The organism is Sphingomonas sp. (assembly GCF_025362505.1).
Taxonomy (GTDB): Bacteria; Pseudomonadota; Alphaproteobacteria; order Sphingomonadales; family Sphingomonadaceae; genus Sphingomicrobium.
The window spans coordinates 25,873-39,567 of the sequence record NZ_JANYGG010000065.1 but is presented as its reverse complement, the minus strand read 5'-3'; the positions used below and the strand labels follow the sequence as shown (position 1 = coordinate 39,567).

The 13,695-nt window shown below is 65.1% G+C and carries 15 protein-coding genes and 1 tRNA gene; 4 read left to right on the top strand and 12 right to left on the bottom strand.

Annotation, left to right across the window (positions count from 1 at the left end; genetic code table 11):
• Positions 1 to 112: 112 nt before the first annotated feature.
• From Q0R27_RS05980 to yajC, 4 genes are all read right to left on the bottom strand, one after another.
• Positions 113 to 889 carry an outer membrane protein assembly factor BamD gene (locus Q0R27_RS05980; RefSeq protein ID WP_293942232.1) on the bottom strand — a complete coding sequence of 259 codons (777 nt, stop codon included), beginning with the start codon at positions 887 to 889 and terminating at the stop codon, positions 113 to 115.
• An 80-nt stretch (positions 890 to 969) separates the two neighbouring features.
• Entirely contained in the window at positions 970 to 1,920 is a 951-nt protein-coding gene (secF, locus tag Q0R27_RS05975) for a protein translocase subunit SecF (protein WP_293942229.1), read from the bottom strand.
• A 10-nt stretch (positions 1,921 to 1,930) separates the two neighbouring features.
• Positions 1,931 to 3,523 carry a protein translocase subunit SecD gene (gene secD / locus Q0R27_RS05970; RefSeq protein ID WP_293942226.1) on the bottom strand — a complete coding sequence of 531 codons (1,593 nt, stop codon included), beginning with the start codon at positions 3,521 to 3,523 and terminating at the stop codon, positions 1,931 to 1,933.
• Positions 3,523 to 3,876, bottom strand: coding sequence for a preprotein translocase subunit YajC (gene yajC / locus Q0R27_RS05965; RefSeq protein ID WP_293942223.1), 354 nt, complete (start codon positions 3,874 to 3,876; stop codon positions 3,523 to 3,525). Before yajC ends, secD begins: the two co-directional genes overlap by 1 nt.
• Positions 3,877 to 4,052: 176 nt before the next feature.
• Here yajC and Q0R27_RS05960 point away from each other — a divergent pair.
• Positions 4,053 to 4,129 (top strand) — tRNA-Pro (locus tag Q0R27_RS05960).
• A gap of 199 nt (positions 4,130 to 4,328) precedes the next feature.
• On the opposite strand, the gene Q0R27_RS05955 is transcribed toward Q0R27_RS05960, so the two are convergent.
• Both Q0R27_RS05955 and Q0R27_RS05950 read right to left on the bottom strand, forming a co-directional pair.
• Entirely contained in the window at positions 4,329 to 4,712 is a 384-nt protein-coding gene (locus tag Q0R27_RS05955) for a UrcA family protein (protein ID WP_293942220.1), read from the bottom strand.
• A gap of 25 nt (positions 4,713 to 4,737) precedes the next feature.
• Complete coding sequence (locus Q0R27_RS05950; protein ID WP_293942217.1) at positions 4,738 to 5,481, bottom strand: LytTR family DNA-binding domain-containing protein; 744 nt, start codon at positions 5,479 to 5,481, stop codon at positions 4,738 to 4,740.
• Between the two features lie 155 nt (positions 5,482 to 5,636).
• On the opposite strand from Q0R27_RS05950, the gene Q0R27_RS05945 reads away from it, so the two are divergent.
• Positions 5,637 to 6,338, top strand: a complete 702-nt coding sequence (locus tag Q0R27_RS05945) for a TIGR02117 family protein (protein ID WP_293942214.1) — start codon at positions 5,637 to 5,639, stop codon at positions 6,336 to 6,338.
• 60 nt (positions 6,339 to 6,398) lie between these two features.
• Positions 6,399 to 7,781 (top strand): peptide MFS transporter, encoded by a 1,383-nt coding sequence (locus Q0R27_RS05940; protein WP_293942211.1) that lies wholly within the window; start codon positions 6,399 to 6,401, stop codon positions 7,779 to 7,781.
• Here Q0R27_RS05940 and hslU read toward each other — a convergent pair.
• Both hslU and hslV read right to left on the bottom strand, forming a co-directional pair.
• Positions 7,769 to 9,058, bottom strand: coding sequence for an ATP-dependent protease ATPase subunit HslU (gene hslU, locus Q0R27_RS05935; protein ID WP_293942208.1), 1,290 nt, complete (start codon positions 9,056 to 9,058; stop codon positions 7,769 to 7,771). The two genes, Q0R27_RS05940 and hslU, sit on opposite strands and share 13 nt — an antisense overlap.
• The gene (gene hslV / locus Q0R27_RS05930; protein ID WP_293942205.1) at positions 9,055 to 9,603 is read right to left on the bottom strand and encodes an ATP-dependent protease subunit HslV; all 549 of its coding nucleotides are present in this window, start codon (positions 9,601 to 9,603) and stop codon (positions 9,055 to 9,057) included. The genes hslU and hslV overlap by 4 nt, the downstream gene beginning before the upstream one ends.
• A 188-nt stretch (positions 9,604 to 9,791) precedes the next feature.
• Between hslV and Q0R27_RS05925 the strand changes: the two genes are divergently transcribed.
• Entirely contained in the window at positions 9,792 to 10,172 is a 381-nt protein-coding gene (locus Q0R27_RS05925; RefSeq protein WP_293942203.1) for a hypothetical protein, read from the top strand.
• A gap of 54 nt (positions 10,173 to 10,226) precedes the next feature.
• On the opposite strand, the gene Q0R27_RS05920 is transcribed toward Q0R27_RS05925, so the two are convergent.
• From Q0R27_RS05920 to nadC, 4 genes are all read right to left on the bottom strand, one after another.
• Positions 10,227 to 10,700, bottom strand: a complete 474-nt coding sequence (locus tag Q0R27_RS05920) for an SH3 domain-containing protein (RefSeq protein ID WP_293942200.1) — start codon at positions 10,698 to 10,700, stop codon at positions 10,227 to 10,229.
• The gene (locus Q0R27_RS05915; protein WP_293942197.1) at positions 10,700 to 12,106 is read right to left on the bottom strand and encodes a nitronate monooxygenase; all 1,407 of its coding nucleotides are present in this window, start codon (positions 12,104 to 12,106) and stop codon (positions 10,700 to 10,702) included. The genes Q0R27_RS05920 and Q0R27_RS05915 overlap by 1 nt, the downstream gene beginning before the upstream one ends.
• Before the next feature lie 109 nt (positions 12,107 to 12,215).
• On the bottom strand, positions 12,216 to 12,653 hold the full coding sequence (locus Q0R27_RS05910) for a glycine zipper 2TM domain-containing protein (RefSeq protein ID WP_293942194.1): 438 nt from the start codon (positions 12,651 to 12,653) through the stop codon (positions 12,216 to 12,218).
• 121 nt (positions 12,654 to 12,774) lie between these two features.
• Positions 12,775 to 13,668 (bottom strand): carboxylating nicotinate-nucleotide diphosphorylase, encoded by an 894-nt coding sequence (nadC, locus tag Q0R27_RS05905; protein ID WP_293942192.1) that lies wholly within the window; start codon positions 13,666 to 13,668, stop codon positions 12,775 to 12,777.
• Positions 13,669 to 13,695: the final 27 nt, after the last annotated feature.

Below are 13,695 nucleotides of genomic sequence, written 5' to 3'. Positions count from 1 at the left end.
GGGACATTGCGAAAGCGATGCCCGGCCAACCCATGCAGTATACCGTGTGGGTTGGCCGGGCGGGGGTGCGGGCCGGAGCCGGACTTCATCTCAAGAACCCCCGCGATCCGGGTCAGGTGCGCGGCTGATGCCGCCGCAGAAGTTCGTAGCTATGCTTGTACCAGCTCGTGCCCGGGTAGTTACGCCCCAGCACCGCGCCGGCTTTCCGCGCCTCGTCGGGCACGCCCAAGGCGAGGTAGCATTCAACCAGCCGCTCGAGCGCCTCGGGGGTGTGGCTGGTGGTCTGGTATTTGTCGACCACGGTGCGGAAGCGGAGCGAGGCGGCGAGCCAGTTGCCCGACCGTTCGTAATAGCGCCCGACTTCCATTTCCTTGCCGGCGAGATGGTCGTTGATGAGGTCGAGCTTCAACCGCGCGTCGGTCGCGTAGCGGCTGCCGGGATAGCGGCGAATCAGCTCGCCGAACGCGTCGGATGCCTGCTGGGTGATCTTCTGGTCGCGCGTCACGTCGGCGATCTGCTGATAATAGCTCATCGCGACGAGATAGTTGGCGTAGGGCGCGTCGGCATTGCCCGGGTGGATCGTGAGGAACCGCTGCGACGAGCTGATCGCGTCGGTATATTGCTGCGCCATGTAATAGCTGAAAGCACTCATCAGCTGGGCGCGGCGGGCCCACACCGAATAGGGGTGCTGGCGTTCGACCTCGTCGAACAACTTGGCGGCGTCGGCGTAATTGCCTTGGTCGGCGCTCTTCTTGGCGAGTGCGTAGAGGGTGTTGACGTCGCGCGCGACGTAGGCGGTGTCGCCCTTGACCTTGTTGCGCGCACAACCGGCGGCAGGGACAATCAGGGCGGCGGCGACGATCAGCAGCGCCGTGCGGTTCATGTTCATGGACGCTTCCTTAGCGGGGGCATGCGGCGAGGCCAAGCCGCGAACGGGACTTCGCTTGCCCAGCCTTGACGCCAGATGAACTAGGCGGCCCCGGGACTGACCGCGCCCTCGTCGGAGGTGCGCAGGAAGCTGTCGGGCTTGACCCCGAGCCAGACGAGGATCGTCGCCGAAATATAGATCGACGAGTAGGTGCCGATGAAGATGCCGAGAAAAATGGCAATCGTCAGATTCATGATCACCGCCGGACCGAGAATCAGCAGCACCGCCAGGGCAATCAGCACTGACAGCGATGTGACGATGGTCCGCGACAAGGTCTCGTTGAGCGACAGGTTGATCAGCGGAATGATCGCCATTTTGCGGTATTTGCGTAAATTTTCGCGGATTCGGTCATAGATCACAACGGTGTCGTTGAGCGAATAACCGACGATCGTTAGCAACGCCGCGACAACGTTCAAGTCGACCTGCCTTCGGGTGAAGGCGAAGAACCCCAGGATCATCGAGACGTCGTGGAACAGCGTGACCAGCGCACCGACCCCGAACTGCCATTCGAAGCGGAACCAGATGTAGATCGCGATGCCGAGCATGGCGAGGCCAAGCGCCAGCGCGCCGTCCTGGGCGAGTTCGCCCGACACCTTGCCCGAGACGGTCTCGACTGCGTCGATCCGCGCGCCGGGATAGCTCGCGACGAGCAACGCGCGCACTTTGTCGGCGGCGATATTGGCCTGGGCGTCCCCGCCGGCTGGCTTTGGCAGGCGAATCTGGTAACTTTTCGGGCCGCCGAATTCCTGGATGCTTGCCTCGCCGAGTTGGAGACCTCCGACCCGGGCGCGCAACTGCTCGACGTCGACCGCCTGGCTAAAGGTCGTGCGGATGACCTGGCCGCCGACGAAATCCACCCCGAGATTGAGTCCGCGATAGAAAGTGAAAGCGATCGACGACAAAGTCACCACCAGGCTAATGGCGAGCGCGATGTTACGCCACTTCATGAAGTCGATGTTGGTGTCGTCGGGGACCAGCTTGAGCAGGCGCATCGGTTCAGTCCTACAGGTTGAGGGTGCGCGGGCGAGCGCGCTTGACCCACTGCGCGGTCAGCATCCGCGTGAAATAGACCGCGGTGAAGACCGAGGTGACGATGCCGATCATCAGCACCACCGCGAAGCCGCGGATCGGGCCGGAGCCGAAATACCACATCAGTGTCGCCGCGATGACGTTGGTGATGTTGGCGTCGAAGATCGCGGTGAACGCCTCCCTGTACCCGGTCTCGATTGCGTCACGCACCTTGCGGCCGCGTTTCTGCTCTTCGCGGATACGTTCGTTGACCAGCACATTGGCGTCGACCGCGGCGCCGATCGTCAGCACGAAACCGGCGATCCCGGGGAGAGTCAGCGTAGCATTGAATATCGCCATCACGCCGAGGATGAGGAAGGCGTTGATGATCAGCGCGAGCGTCGCATAGATACCGAAGCGACCGTAGGTGACGACCATGAACAGGATCACCGCGAGGGTCGCGACCATCGCGGCGATGGCGCCTTTCTGGATCGAATCCTTGCCGAGATCGGGGCCGACGGTCCGCTCCTCGATCACGTTCAGTTTCACCGGCAGCTTGCCCGATGCGAGGCTGACCGCGAGCTGGTTGGCGCTTTCGACGGTGAAATTGCCCGAGATCGAGGCGGTGCCGCCGAGGATCGCACTCTGGATGGTCGGCGCGGACAGGATCTTGTTGTCGAGGATGATCGCGAACGGTTTGCCGACATTCTCCTGCGTCACCCGGCCGAAGCGCCGCGCGCCGGTCGAATTGAAGGCGATGGTGATGTCGGGGCGGCCGTCCTGGTCGAAGCTCTGCTTAGCGCTGGTCAGCTGGTCGCCCGAGACCATCACCCGCCGCTGGACCGCCATCGCGCCGGCGCCCGAAGCCATCGGCAGCACCTGGCTTCCCGGCGGGGCGCGGCCCTGTGCCACTTCGGCGGGATTGGCGGTCAGGTCGACCAGCTTGAACTCGAGCCGTGCGGTCTGGCCGATCAGCGCCTTGAGCGCAGCGGGATTCTCGACGCCGGGAACCTGGACCAGGATGCGGTTGTCGCCCTGCGTGACGACGGTGATTTCGCGCGTGCCCTGCGGATCGATGCGGCGGCGGACGACGTCACGCGCAACCGACATCGCGTCCTTCAGCGCGCGGACCTGCCCGTCTGTCGTCGGGGTGAGTACGATGCGTGACTGGTCTATCACGGCGACATCCCAGTCGCGCGCACCGGTCAGCCCGACCGGCTTGGTCAATTGGCGCAACTTCTCGACCGCCGGATCGACCTGCGCCGGGTTGCGGACCATGAACGACAGCACCCCGCCGCTGGTCGAAATGTCGCCGATGTCGATCGGCGTATCGCCGCGGCGAAGCTCGCTCGCGACATTATCCTCCATCGCCGCGACGCGCTGCTTGGCGGCGTCCGCGCTGTCCGCCTCGAGCAGGAGGTGCGATCCGCCGGCGAGGTCGAGGCCGAGGTTGATGCGGCTGTGCGGCACGAACTTCGGCCACGCCGCCGCCTGCTCCTTCGGGAACAGGCTGGGGATGGCGAACAGGATGCCGAACAGGATCAGCAAGCTGACCCCCGCCACCTTCCAGCGCGAGAAGTCGAGCATCAGTCGTTGGCCGGTTTGGTGTCGCGGGTGACGACCGAATTGAGCGTGGAGGTGACGGCGCGGACCTTGATCCCGGTCGCGATCTCGACCTCGACCTCACCGTCACTGACCTTGGTGACGCGGCCACGGATGCCGCCGCCGGTAATCACTTCATCGCCCTTCTTGACCGCGGCCAATGTTGCCTGGTGTTGCTTCGCGCGCGCCTGCTGCGGGCGGATCATCAGGACATAGAAGATCACGAAGACCAGCAGCAGCGGAACCATCTGCAGGAAGAAATCGGTTCCGGTGCCGGCAGCGGACGGAGCGGCGACGCTGGCCGCCTGAGACGTGGCGAGGAGGGAGGCGATGCTCATGGGCGGAAAGTCTTTCGTGTCGCCTAGCGGGGCCGGGACGACCGCTCGCTGATAGGAAGCGGCGCGCCTATCACGGACGGCGCGGGCCAAGCAAGCCGAGCACAGGCAATGCCGCCTTGCCTTGGGGGTCCCCGGCGACTAGACGGCCCCTCTCCCGCCGCCAAGGCGGGTCCGGTCGGGGCGTAGCGCAGCCTGGTAGCGCATCACACTGGGGGTGTGGGGGTCGCAGGTTCGAATCCTGTCGCCCCGACCATCATTCCGCAACAAAGCGATCATCCGGGGGATGATTGCGGGCAAAGATACTGCAGCGAAGGTTTGCTAACCGCGAGCAGCCGGCCGGCAACGACCCCCTCTCTAAGCTAGCTCTGACTTGGTCCGAGCGGGTGGCGCGCAAGGGACGACCGCCGCGGTGGACAGCCGTCCCCGGGGTCCGCGCCCCGATTGTCGCGACCCTAGTGGGCGATGATGGCGATCGCTACCACGGGCAGCGCGCTGTGTCCGGTGGTCGCAATCTCCGTGGCGCGCTGGATCGCGTTGGCGACCTGCGGGCGAACCCCCGACCAGGCGTGCAGGCGGCATTCGACAAAGCCCAGTTCGGTCGCCGGAAATCCGCCGTCGGTGCACACTCCGTTGACCGCCGAGTCGAGCCGTGTGTGCAGCACGCGCTGCCCGTCGAGCGCGGCGAGATTGAGGTCGGCATAGCTGACGCGGCGCGTCGGCAAGTCGCTGTGCGGCGCCGTGACCACGACCGGTGCGGTGCGGGCTTGGGTTGGGGCGGCGGGGAACGCCGACGCGCCGATGGCGAGCGCAGCGATTGATCGGAACAGGATCGACATAATACCCTCCTTGGTGGCCTCACGGTCATGGGGCGGAGGCGGTATCCTTCGTCCTTGGGCCCAGCGCCAAATGGCTTTCGGCAGATCGTCCGGCGGAATCTGTGGCGCGGTCGTCCTTCGGCGAAACGGCTTTCGGACTTGACGGATCGGCCTTCATCCCGCGCAACGTGGCCGGGGCCTGCGATTTGGCGATGCGCCGGGTCGATCCGTCGATCATTTCGGCGAACCATCGACCCTCGCGGTGGATCAGCAGCGCGATGAACGACCGGCGGACGATCGTTGACCGGTGAATGCGGATGAATTCGTCCGCGTCGAGTCGCGTTACCATCGCGGCCATGGTCGTATGAAGCAACCAGCTCTGGGCGCCGGAGTGGATGCGGACATAGTCGCCTTCGGCCTGCACCATGTCGACATGGTTGCGTTCGACCCGTCGCAAACCGTCGCGCGAGGGAAGCCACAGGTCGCCGTCAAGGGCATCGGCCGACCGCCCGAAGCGGCGGACGACGAAGCAGGCTTCATACCGCGTCACGAACGACGGCAGCGGCTCGACCAGCACCTTGAGCCAGTCGTTATAGGACTGGAGATCGGGGAGATCGAATTCGACGAAGAAGTCGAAAGTTCCGGAGGTTTCGACCGCATGGCAGACGTCGGGGCAATCGATCAACGCCCCCCTGTAGCTGTCGATGTCGGTAGCCGCGGCATGATGGTCGAACGCAAAACACAGGATGATGTGAAGCCGAGCCACCTCGATCGAGCGAACGCGTTGCATCGCCGCTCACCTTTCCTGTCAATTATAGCGGAAATGCTCGGCAGTGCCAAATATCAAGATGAATATTAGACAAATTTTCGGCAAGTTTATCGAGAATGCGAAGAAAATCGCAAAGTCACCGGCGCATCGACGCGGGAAATCTGTAAACCGGCAAAATGATCCGCCGCCGTAGTCGCCGCTCCCGTCCCGGGCTCCCGCGCCTCGCGCGCCGCCTGGGCCTCGCCCTGTTGTCGGTGCCGCTGCTCTACGCGCTGGCGGCGCTCATCGGCTCGCTGGTCCCGGTCAACGCGAGCTGGCGCGAGCCCTCGGGAGGACAGGCCGTCTATCTCGTCTCGAACGGCGTCCACACCGACCTCATCCTCCCGGCCGATGCGCAGGGGCTCGACTGGCGCCCGCTCCTCCCGCGCCGCGACTTCGCCGGTCCCGACCGGCGCGCGCAATGGATCGCGTTCGGGATGGGCGAGCGGCGGGTCTACCTCGATACGCCGCGCTGGCGCGACATCAGGGCGCGAACGCTGTGGGCGGCAGCGGCCGGCGGTGAGCGGGTGATGCACGTCGAGTGGGTCGGCGATCCGCAGTGGCACGCGCGCGCAATTCGCCTGCGGCCCGAGGAGTATCGCCGCCTGTGGGCGGGCATCCGGGCCAGCTTCGCGCTCGACCCCGACGGCAAGCCGCGGCGCATCGACCACCCCGGCTATGGCCCCGACGACACCTTCTACCGCGGGGCCGGTCGGGCGAGCCTGCTCAACACGTGCAACATCTGGGCGGCCGACCGGCTCCGCCTTGCCGGGGTCAGGACAAGCCTGTGGAGCCCGTTTTCCCAAGGGCTCGAGTGGCGCTATCGACGGGCCAGCTAGCCTGCGCTTCCCTCGTGACGAATTCCGTGCCAGCCTGCGCCAACGTAGGGGGAAATCAGGATGAATCTGGCCGCCGTGCAGACCGTGGCCACTCCGCGACAGGCGTTCGGCCACCCGCGCGGGCTGTGGGTGCTCGCCGGGACCGAGCTGTGGGACCGCATCAGCTTCCACGGGATGCAGGCGATCCTCACCCTCTATCTCGTCAGCGAGCTGTTCCTGCCCGGTCACATCGACCGCGTCGCCGGCATCGGGCCGTTCCGCAGCGCGGTCGAGGCGGTCACCGGACCGCTCTCGTTGCAGGCATTCGCGACGCAGACATTCGGCATCTACACCGCGATGGTCTACGCGACACCGCTCATCGGCGGCGCGATCGGCGATCGCTGGCTCAGTCGCCGGGTCACCGTGTCGGCCGGAGCGCTATTGATGACGATCGGACACTTCAGCCTGGCGTTCGACTGGTCGTTCCTGATCGGAATGGTCCTGATCTCGCTCGGTGCCGGCCTGCTCCGCGCCAATCTGATGCCGCAGGTCAAAGCGCTCTACCCGTCGGGCGACCGGCGACAGGGCGACGCATTCCAGTGGTATGGCATGGCGGTCAACCTTGGCGCTTTCCTCGCGCCGCTGATCACCGGAGCGCTCGCCGCCTTTTACGGCTGGCACATCGGGTTCGGCTTTGCAGGTTTCGGCATGCTGATCGGACTGATCGTCTACCTTGTCGGGCAGCGCGACCTCGCCGACGAACCGCGCATGGTACGCGCAGCACGCGGGCGCCTCACCGGCGACGAGCGGCGGCGGCTGGCGCTATTGTTCGCAGTCATGCCCCTGATCGTGTGTTTCTGGATCGCGCAAACCCAGATCTGGAACACCTACAACCTGTGGGTGCGAGACCATATCGATCTTCAGGTCGTGGGGTTCCAGGTGCCGGTGCCGTGGCTCCAGTCACTCGACGGGCTCGCGCCCTTCCTGTGCATGCCGCTGCTGCTCGTCTTCTGGCGACGCCAGGCGGCCCGTGGACGCGAGCCCGACCTACTCGTCAAGCTTGGCATCGGCGCGATACTCTTCGGCGCATCCTTGTTGTTGCTGGTCTTCGCTTCGCACGCCCCCGGAAGCAGCGCGCGCGCGCCGCTGGCGATCCCGATCGCCTTTCACTTCCTCTCGAATATCGGCTGGATCTTCTTTTCGCCGGTGACGAACGCGTTGATCCAGACCCGCGCGCCAGCCGGCGCCCGCGGGCTGATGACCGGGGTCAATTACCTGTCGGTCGCGGTGGCCAGCCTGATCAGCGGGCGGCTCGGCGGGCTGTACGAGACGATCCCGGCGACGAGCTTCTGGCTAATCCATGCCGCGATCGTCGCCGGCGCCGGAGTAGTATTCCTGCTCCTTGCGCGACCGCTCGGGCGGGCACTACCCGAGGCGAACGACGCGGTCGTTCACAGCACGTAGCGGCTTAGGTCGGTGTCGCGCGCGATCCCGGCAAGCTGCTGGTCGACGAAGGCGGCGTCGACACTGAGCGTTTCGCCAGCGCGATCCTCGGCTTCAAAACTGATCTCCTCGAGCAGTTTCTCCATCACCGTCTGCAGCCGGCGGGCGCCGATATTCTCAAGCGCGCCGTTGACCTCGGCGGCGATCTTCGCGACCGCGGCGATGCCGTCCGCGGTGAAACTGACCGACACCTGCTCGGTGGCGAGCAGCGCGACATATTGCTCGGTCAGGCTCGCCCGAGTCGACGACAGAATGCGGACGAAATCCTCCTCTGTCAGCGCCTTCAGTTCGACCCGGATCGGCAGGCGGCCCTGCAGTTCGGGGAGCAGGTCCGACGGCTTGGCGACATGGAACGCGCCCGACGCGATGAACAAGATGTGGTCGGTCTTGATCGGCCCATATTTGGTCGCGACTGTCGTCCCCTCGATCAGCGGCAGCAAGTCGCGCTGCACGCCTTCGCGGCTGACCGAACCGCCGCGCACGTCCGACACCGCGATCTTGTCGATCTCGTCGAGAAAGACGATGCCATTGGCCTCGGCGTCGGCCAGCGCCGCGCGATTGAGGTCGTCGGGGTCGACCCTTTTGTCGGCCTCCTCCTCGAGCAGCTTGGCATAAGCCTCGGGCACCTTCAGCTTGCGCCGCTTCTGCTGTCCCTGGCCGAATGCCTTGCCCATCATTTCGCTCAGGTTGATCATCTGCGCGCCGGGCATTTCGAACGGCAACTGGGGCGCCTCGGTGACATCGATCTCGACCTCGCTGGAGGCCAGGCTGCCCTCGGCGAAGCGCTGGCGGAAGGAGGCGCGGGTGGCCTCCGACGACCCCTTGCCGGTCAGCGCATCGAGCAGCCGGTCCATCGCCGCCGTCTCGGCCGCCGCGCGAACCTTGCCCCGCCGCCGCTCCCGCTCGAGCCGCACCGCCTCCTCGACCAGGTCGCGCGCGATCTGCTCGACGTCGCGGCCGACATAGCCGACCTCGGTGAACTTGGTCGCCTCGACCTTGACGAACGGCGCGTCCGCCAGCTTCGCCAGCCGCCGCGCGATCTCGGTCTTGCCGCAGCCGGTCGGCCCGATCATCAATATATTCTTCGGTGTTACTTCCTCGCGAAGCTCAGGCGACAGCCGCTGTCGCCGCCACCGATTGCGCAGCGCTACCGCGACCGCGCGCTTGGCGTCATGCTGGCCGACGATATGCTCGTCCAGTGCCTTGACGATCGCCTTGGGGGTGAGATCGTCGTTCAACCGACCGTCTCCACCGTCACGCGGTCGTTGGTGAAGACGCACACCTCGGCGGCGATGGCCATCGCGCGGCGGGCGAGCTTCTCGGGGTCGGGCTCATAATCAATCAGCGCGCGGGCGGCGGCGAGCGCATAATTCCCGCCCGATCCGATCGCCGCGATCGCGGTGGTGTCGTTCGCCTCGGGCTCGAGCACATCGCCATTGCCGGTCAGGATCAGCATCGCCTCGGCATCGGCGACGATCATCATCGCCTCAAGGTTGCGTAAGTATTTGTCGGTGCGCCAGTCCTTGGCGAGCTCGACCGCGGCGCGCATCAGCTTGCCGTTCGACGCCTCGAGCTTCTTCTCGAGCCGCTCGAACAAGGTGAACGCGTCCGCCGTCGCCCCAGCGAACCCGGCGATCACCTTTCCTTCCGCCCCGAGCCGGCGAACCTTCTTCGCATTGGGCTTGATCACCGTATTGCCGAGACTGACCTGCCCGTCGCCGGCGATCACCGTCCGCCCGTCCTTGCGCACGCCAAGGATGGTCGTGCCGTGCCAACTTTCCAACTGAAACTCCCGCTTCTCGTTGAACGGCATGTGGGAAGTCCCATTCCCCGCTGCAACTAGCGCCGGGCGAAGCTTCGGTCGGAATCAATGGCAGCGCAAACGGCGCGGCAGAGCCAGTCTAACGCTGCATTAACAACCAACCGCGTCGCTGATATAGGGTTGGCTCTACAGAAAGAAGGAGAGTTGCTATGCGAATTATACTGGCACTTGCAGCAACGGCATTAGTCGTCGGCGGCGCAACGGCGGGCCTCGCCATGCACGAGACGGCGCACCACGCTGCCTTCCAAATCAACTCGACAAGCTGGACCTATCGCGAAAAGGGCAAGCTAATGGAAGAGTCGATCGGTCCCGACGGAAACTTCGTCGTCCATTCCGGCGCCAAACATATCGACCATGGCACGGCGGTGATGAAGAACGGCAAAGCCTGCTTTACCAGCGCGATGACCAAGGAGGGGGAAATCTGCTGGACCACCAAGCCGGTGGCGATCGGCGCGATCATGAACACGACGAGCGACAAAGGCAGGAAGCTGTCGGTCAAGCGGGTGAAATACACACCGCCGAAGATGTAGCCACTTGGGAGTGCGGCGCTCAGGACGGGCGCCGCGCTCACTAGTCCGCGCTCCCTAGTCCACGCTCTCGCCGTCGCTCAGGCCCCACAGATCGCTGATCCGGACAAAGCCTTCGCGCTTGGCGATGGTTATCCGGCACCAGCCGTCGCGGCATTTCGCGATGCTGCCGACGACGCCCGGTTCGGCCTTGTAGGCGACGTGGCTGGTGCCATCCGGTCGATTGTGAAGGTCGCGCCGGGCGCCCGGACGGACGATCGCGCTGCGCTTGTCACTCAGCATCGTCACCAGCATCCAGCCCTGCTGGCCGTCGGGATCCTCGATCTTGCGCCAGTGGTTGTAGACCTGCACCACGCGGATCGGCAGGTCGCGGCGCTGGTAGAGCCAGGTGCCGGGATAGTTGCGACCCGGCCCGGTGCGCATCATCGCCTGGCCGCTCGCGATCGAAGCCCAGTAAGGCGGCTTCTTGTCCTCGGCCGACGCTGCTGACGCGACCGCGACGAGCATCACACCAGCGGCGAACCAGCGCATCACGCCCCCGTCAAAATCCGGTCGAACAACTGCTTCACCGTCGGCACGAACCCGTTCGAGTAAAACGGATCGGTCTTGAAACGAAACGCCGAATGCCCGGCAAACATGAGGTTCTCCTCGATCGGCCCGCCATGCGCGATGTCCTGCAGCGTCTTCTGAATGCAGAACGAGCGCGGATCGGCCAGCCGCCCGGTCGAATTCTTCTCATTGTCGGACCACGACGAAAATGCGCATTGCGACAAACAGCCCATGCAGTCGGCCTGGTCCTTGCGGATCGTCTTCATCTCGGCGGGGGTGACGAACACCAGCGTGTCGTCGGGCGTCTTGAGCGCCTCTGTATAGCCCGCGCCAAACCATTCGCGCGCGTGCTGGAGGTCGCCCCTGGTCACCCAGTAATTCTTCTTGGTGCCGATGCCGACGTCGAGCTGGAAGGCATGATCGCCGACCTCGACCGGCGTGTAGGCGATCTGCCGCTCGCTGCACGCTTCGAGGTTGCGAAGAAACGGATTGCGCACCGCCGAGGAATAAAAGCCGGTCGGCGAGAAGCGATGGAGCAGGATATCGCCCTCCTCTAGCGTCATCAGCCGTGCCTTCCAGCCGGGCGGAATCGGGCTTTCCTGGGTCAGCAACGGCCGCGTGCCGAACTGGAAGGCGATCGTGCCAAGCTCGGGATTGTCGATCCAGTTGGCCCACTCGTCGAGCCGCCACACGCCGCCCGCCATGACGATCGGTACGTCGTCCGAAATGCCGCCCTCGCGCATCGTCGCGCGAAGCTCGGCGACGCGCGGATAGGGGTCCTGCGGTTTCCGCGGATCCTCGGCGTTCGACAGGCCATTGTGCCCGCCGGCCAGCCACGGATCCTCGTAAACCACAGCCGACAGCCATTCGGCCGCCTTCGAATAAGCCCGCTTCCACAGCGCGCGAAAGGCGCGGGCGGACGAGATGATCGGCAAATAGGAAACGCCGTGCGACGCTGCGATTTCGCTCAGCTTGTAGGGCATTCCGGCGCCGCAGGTGACCCCGGTGACGAGCCCCTTGGTGCGTTCCAGCACGCCTTCAAGGATTCGCTGGGCGCCGCCCATCTCCCACAGCACGTTGATGTTGATCGCACCTTTGCCGCCCGCGATGTCATAGGCGCGCTGTACCTGCGCCACCGCACCGTCGATGGCATACTGGATAAGCTCCTCATGCCGCTCGCGGCGAGTCAGTGACTTATAGACTTGGGGCACGATCCGTCCATCGGGATCATAGCTGTCGGCATTAACCGCACTGACCGTGCCGATGCCGCCCGCCGCCGCCCACGCGCCCGAACTGGCGTGATTGGTAGCACTTACGCCCTTGCCGCCTTCGATCAGCGGCCACACTTCACGCCCGCCATAGAGGATCGGCTGGAGGCCCTTGAACACGCTATTCTCCCGTAACAGGCGACCCTTATAGGCGATGCGGCGCGATTCGCCCGCAAAAAAAGGGGCCGGACGTCGCCGCCCGGCCCCTCTTGTCGCTGGTTACTTAAGCTTAGCAGGTTGACTTGCCGACTTGGCGTCCGAGCAGTGCGCCGATGGCGGCGCCGACGATCGTGCCGGTCGTCCCGCTGCTGCGGTTGCCATAATAGTCGCGGCTGCGGCCCACTTCGCGGCCAATCAGCGCGCCAGCACCCGCACCGACGATCGTGCCGGTGGTGCCGCTGCAGCGGTGGTTGCGATAGCCATAGCTGCGGCCGGAATAGCTGTTGTTGTTATAGCCATAGCCCTGCTGCGGGTAATAACCGTTGTTGTAGCCATAGCTCTGCTGCGGATAATAGCCGTTGCTGTAGCCATAGTTCTGCTGCGGGTAATAGCCCTGGTTATACCCCTGGCTGTAACCGTTATAGCCGTCGCGATGACGCGCTTCGGCGACCGCCGGCATTGCGACCATCGTCAGCGCCGACAGGGCGAGGATCGATTTCTTGAACATCGTCTACTCCTTCAACTTGTGACCATACTGCGGCCGTTGAAGAGGGTATGAGCGTCCGCCGATGGCCTCATTCTGAATTGCCCATTCAGCGGAGGTTGTAATCGCCGGGCGAACCGCGCTCCTACTGAAGCGCGTAGTCGAGCCCGATGTCGACCGCCGGCGCCGACTGGGTGATCCGCCCGACCGAGACATAATCGACCCCGCTCGCGGCGATGCCCGCAATGGTGTCCAGATTGACCCCGCCCGACGCTTCGCACGGCACGCGGCCCGCGACGATTCCCACCGCCGCGCGCAGCGTGTCGGCCGTCATATTGTCCAGCAGCAACCGGTCGGCTCCGGCGGCCAGCGCTTCCTCGATCTGGTCGATCCGGTCGACCTCAACCTGGACCGGCAGGCCGGTCGTCGCCGCCTTGGCCAGCTTGACCGCCGCGCCCACCCCGCCGGCGACCGCAACATGATTGTCCTTGATCAACAGCCCGTCGTCCATCCGCATCCGGTGGTTCTCGGCGCCTCCCATGCGCGCGCCATATTTTTCAAGCAGTCGAAGCCCCGGCACCGTCTTGCGCGTGTCCAGCAACTTCGCCTTTCCGTCACCAATCGCCGTGATGTAGCGCGCGGTGAGCGTCGCAATGCCCGACAGATGCTGGAGCGTGTTGAGCGCCGACCGCTCGGCCGCAAGCATCGCCCGGGCATTGCCATCGAGCCGCAGCAGCACGGTCCCCGCCGCGACCGAGTCAGCGTCCTTCACTTCGCGCGTCACCCGCACCTCGCGATCGAGCGCGCGGAAGAAGGCAACCGCGATGTCGAGCCCGGCAACCGTGATCGGCTCGCGGCACGTCATCTCAGCCACGAAGCGCGCATCGGCCGCGATGGTCGCGCGGCTGGTGACGTCGCCGCCCGATCCAAGATCCTCCGCCAGCACGCGGCGGACGAATTCGCCAAGGTCGAATTGGGGTAGCGCGGCAGTCTCGAAGGCGAGGGCGCCTGCCTCTGCGTCTGCGATATCCTGTTGCATGTCTGCTTCCCTTGCAGCGGGATGACG

Bases quoted from the DNA above. Each gene is read 5' to 3' on its own strand.
- Q0R27_RS05980 (WP_293942232.1), bottom strand. From the start codon at position 889: ATGAACATGAACCGCACGGCGCTGCTGATCGTCGCCGCCGCCCTGATT.
- secF (WP_293942229.1), bottom strand. From the start codon at position 1,920: ATGCGCCTGCTCAAGCTGGTCCCCGACGACACCAACATCGACTTCATG.
- secD (WP_293942226.1), bottom strand. From the start codon at position 3,523: ATGCTCGACTTCTCGCGCTGGAAGGTGGCGGGGGTCAGCTTGCTGATC.
- yajC (WP_293942223.1), bottom strand. From the start codon at position 3,876: ATGAGCATCGCCTCCCTCCTCGCCACGTCTCAGGCGGCCAGCGTCGCC.
- Q0R27_RS05955 (WP_293942220.1), bottom strand. From the start codon at position 4,712: ATGTCGATCCTGTTCCGATCAATCGCTGCGCTCGCCATCGGCGCGTCG.
- Q0R27_RS05950 (WP_293942217.1), bottom strand. From the start codon at position 5,481: ATGCAACGCGTTCGCTCGATCGAGGTGGCTCGGCTTCACATCATCCTG.
- Q0R27_RS05945 (WP_293942214.1), top strand. From the start codon at position 5,637: ATGATCCGCCGCCGTAGTCGCCGCTCCCGTCCCGGGCTCCCGCGCCTC.
- Q0R27_RS05940 (WP_293942211.1), top strand. From the start codon at position 6,399: ATGAATCTGGCCGCCGTGCAGACCGTGGCCACTCCGCGACAGGCGTTC.
- Q0R27_RS05925 (WP_293942203.1), top strand. From the start codon at position 9,792: ATGCGAATTATACTGGCACTTGCAGCAACGGCATTAGTCGTCGGCGGC.
- Q0R27_RS05920 (WP_293942200.1), bottom strand. From the start codon at position 10,700: ATGCGCTGGTTCGCCGCTGGTGTGATGCTCGTCGCGGTCGCGTCAGCA.
- Q0R27_RS05910 (WP_293942194.1), bottom strand. From the start codon at position 12,653: ATGTTCAAGAAATCGATCCTCGCCCTGTCGGCGCTGACGATGGTCGCA.
- nadC (WP_293942192.1), bottom strand. From the start codon at position 13,668: ATGCAACAGGATATCGCAGACGCAGAGGCAGGCGCCCTCGCCTTCGAG.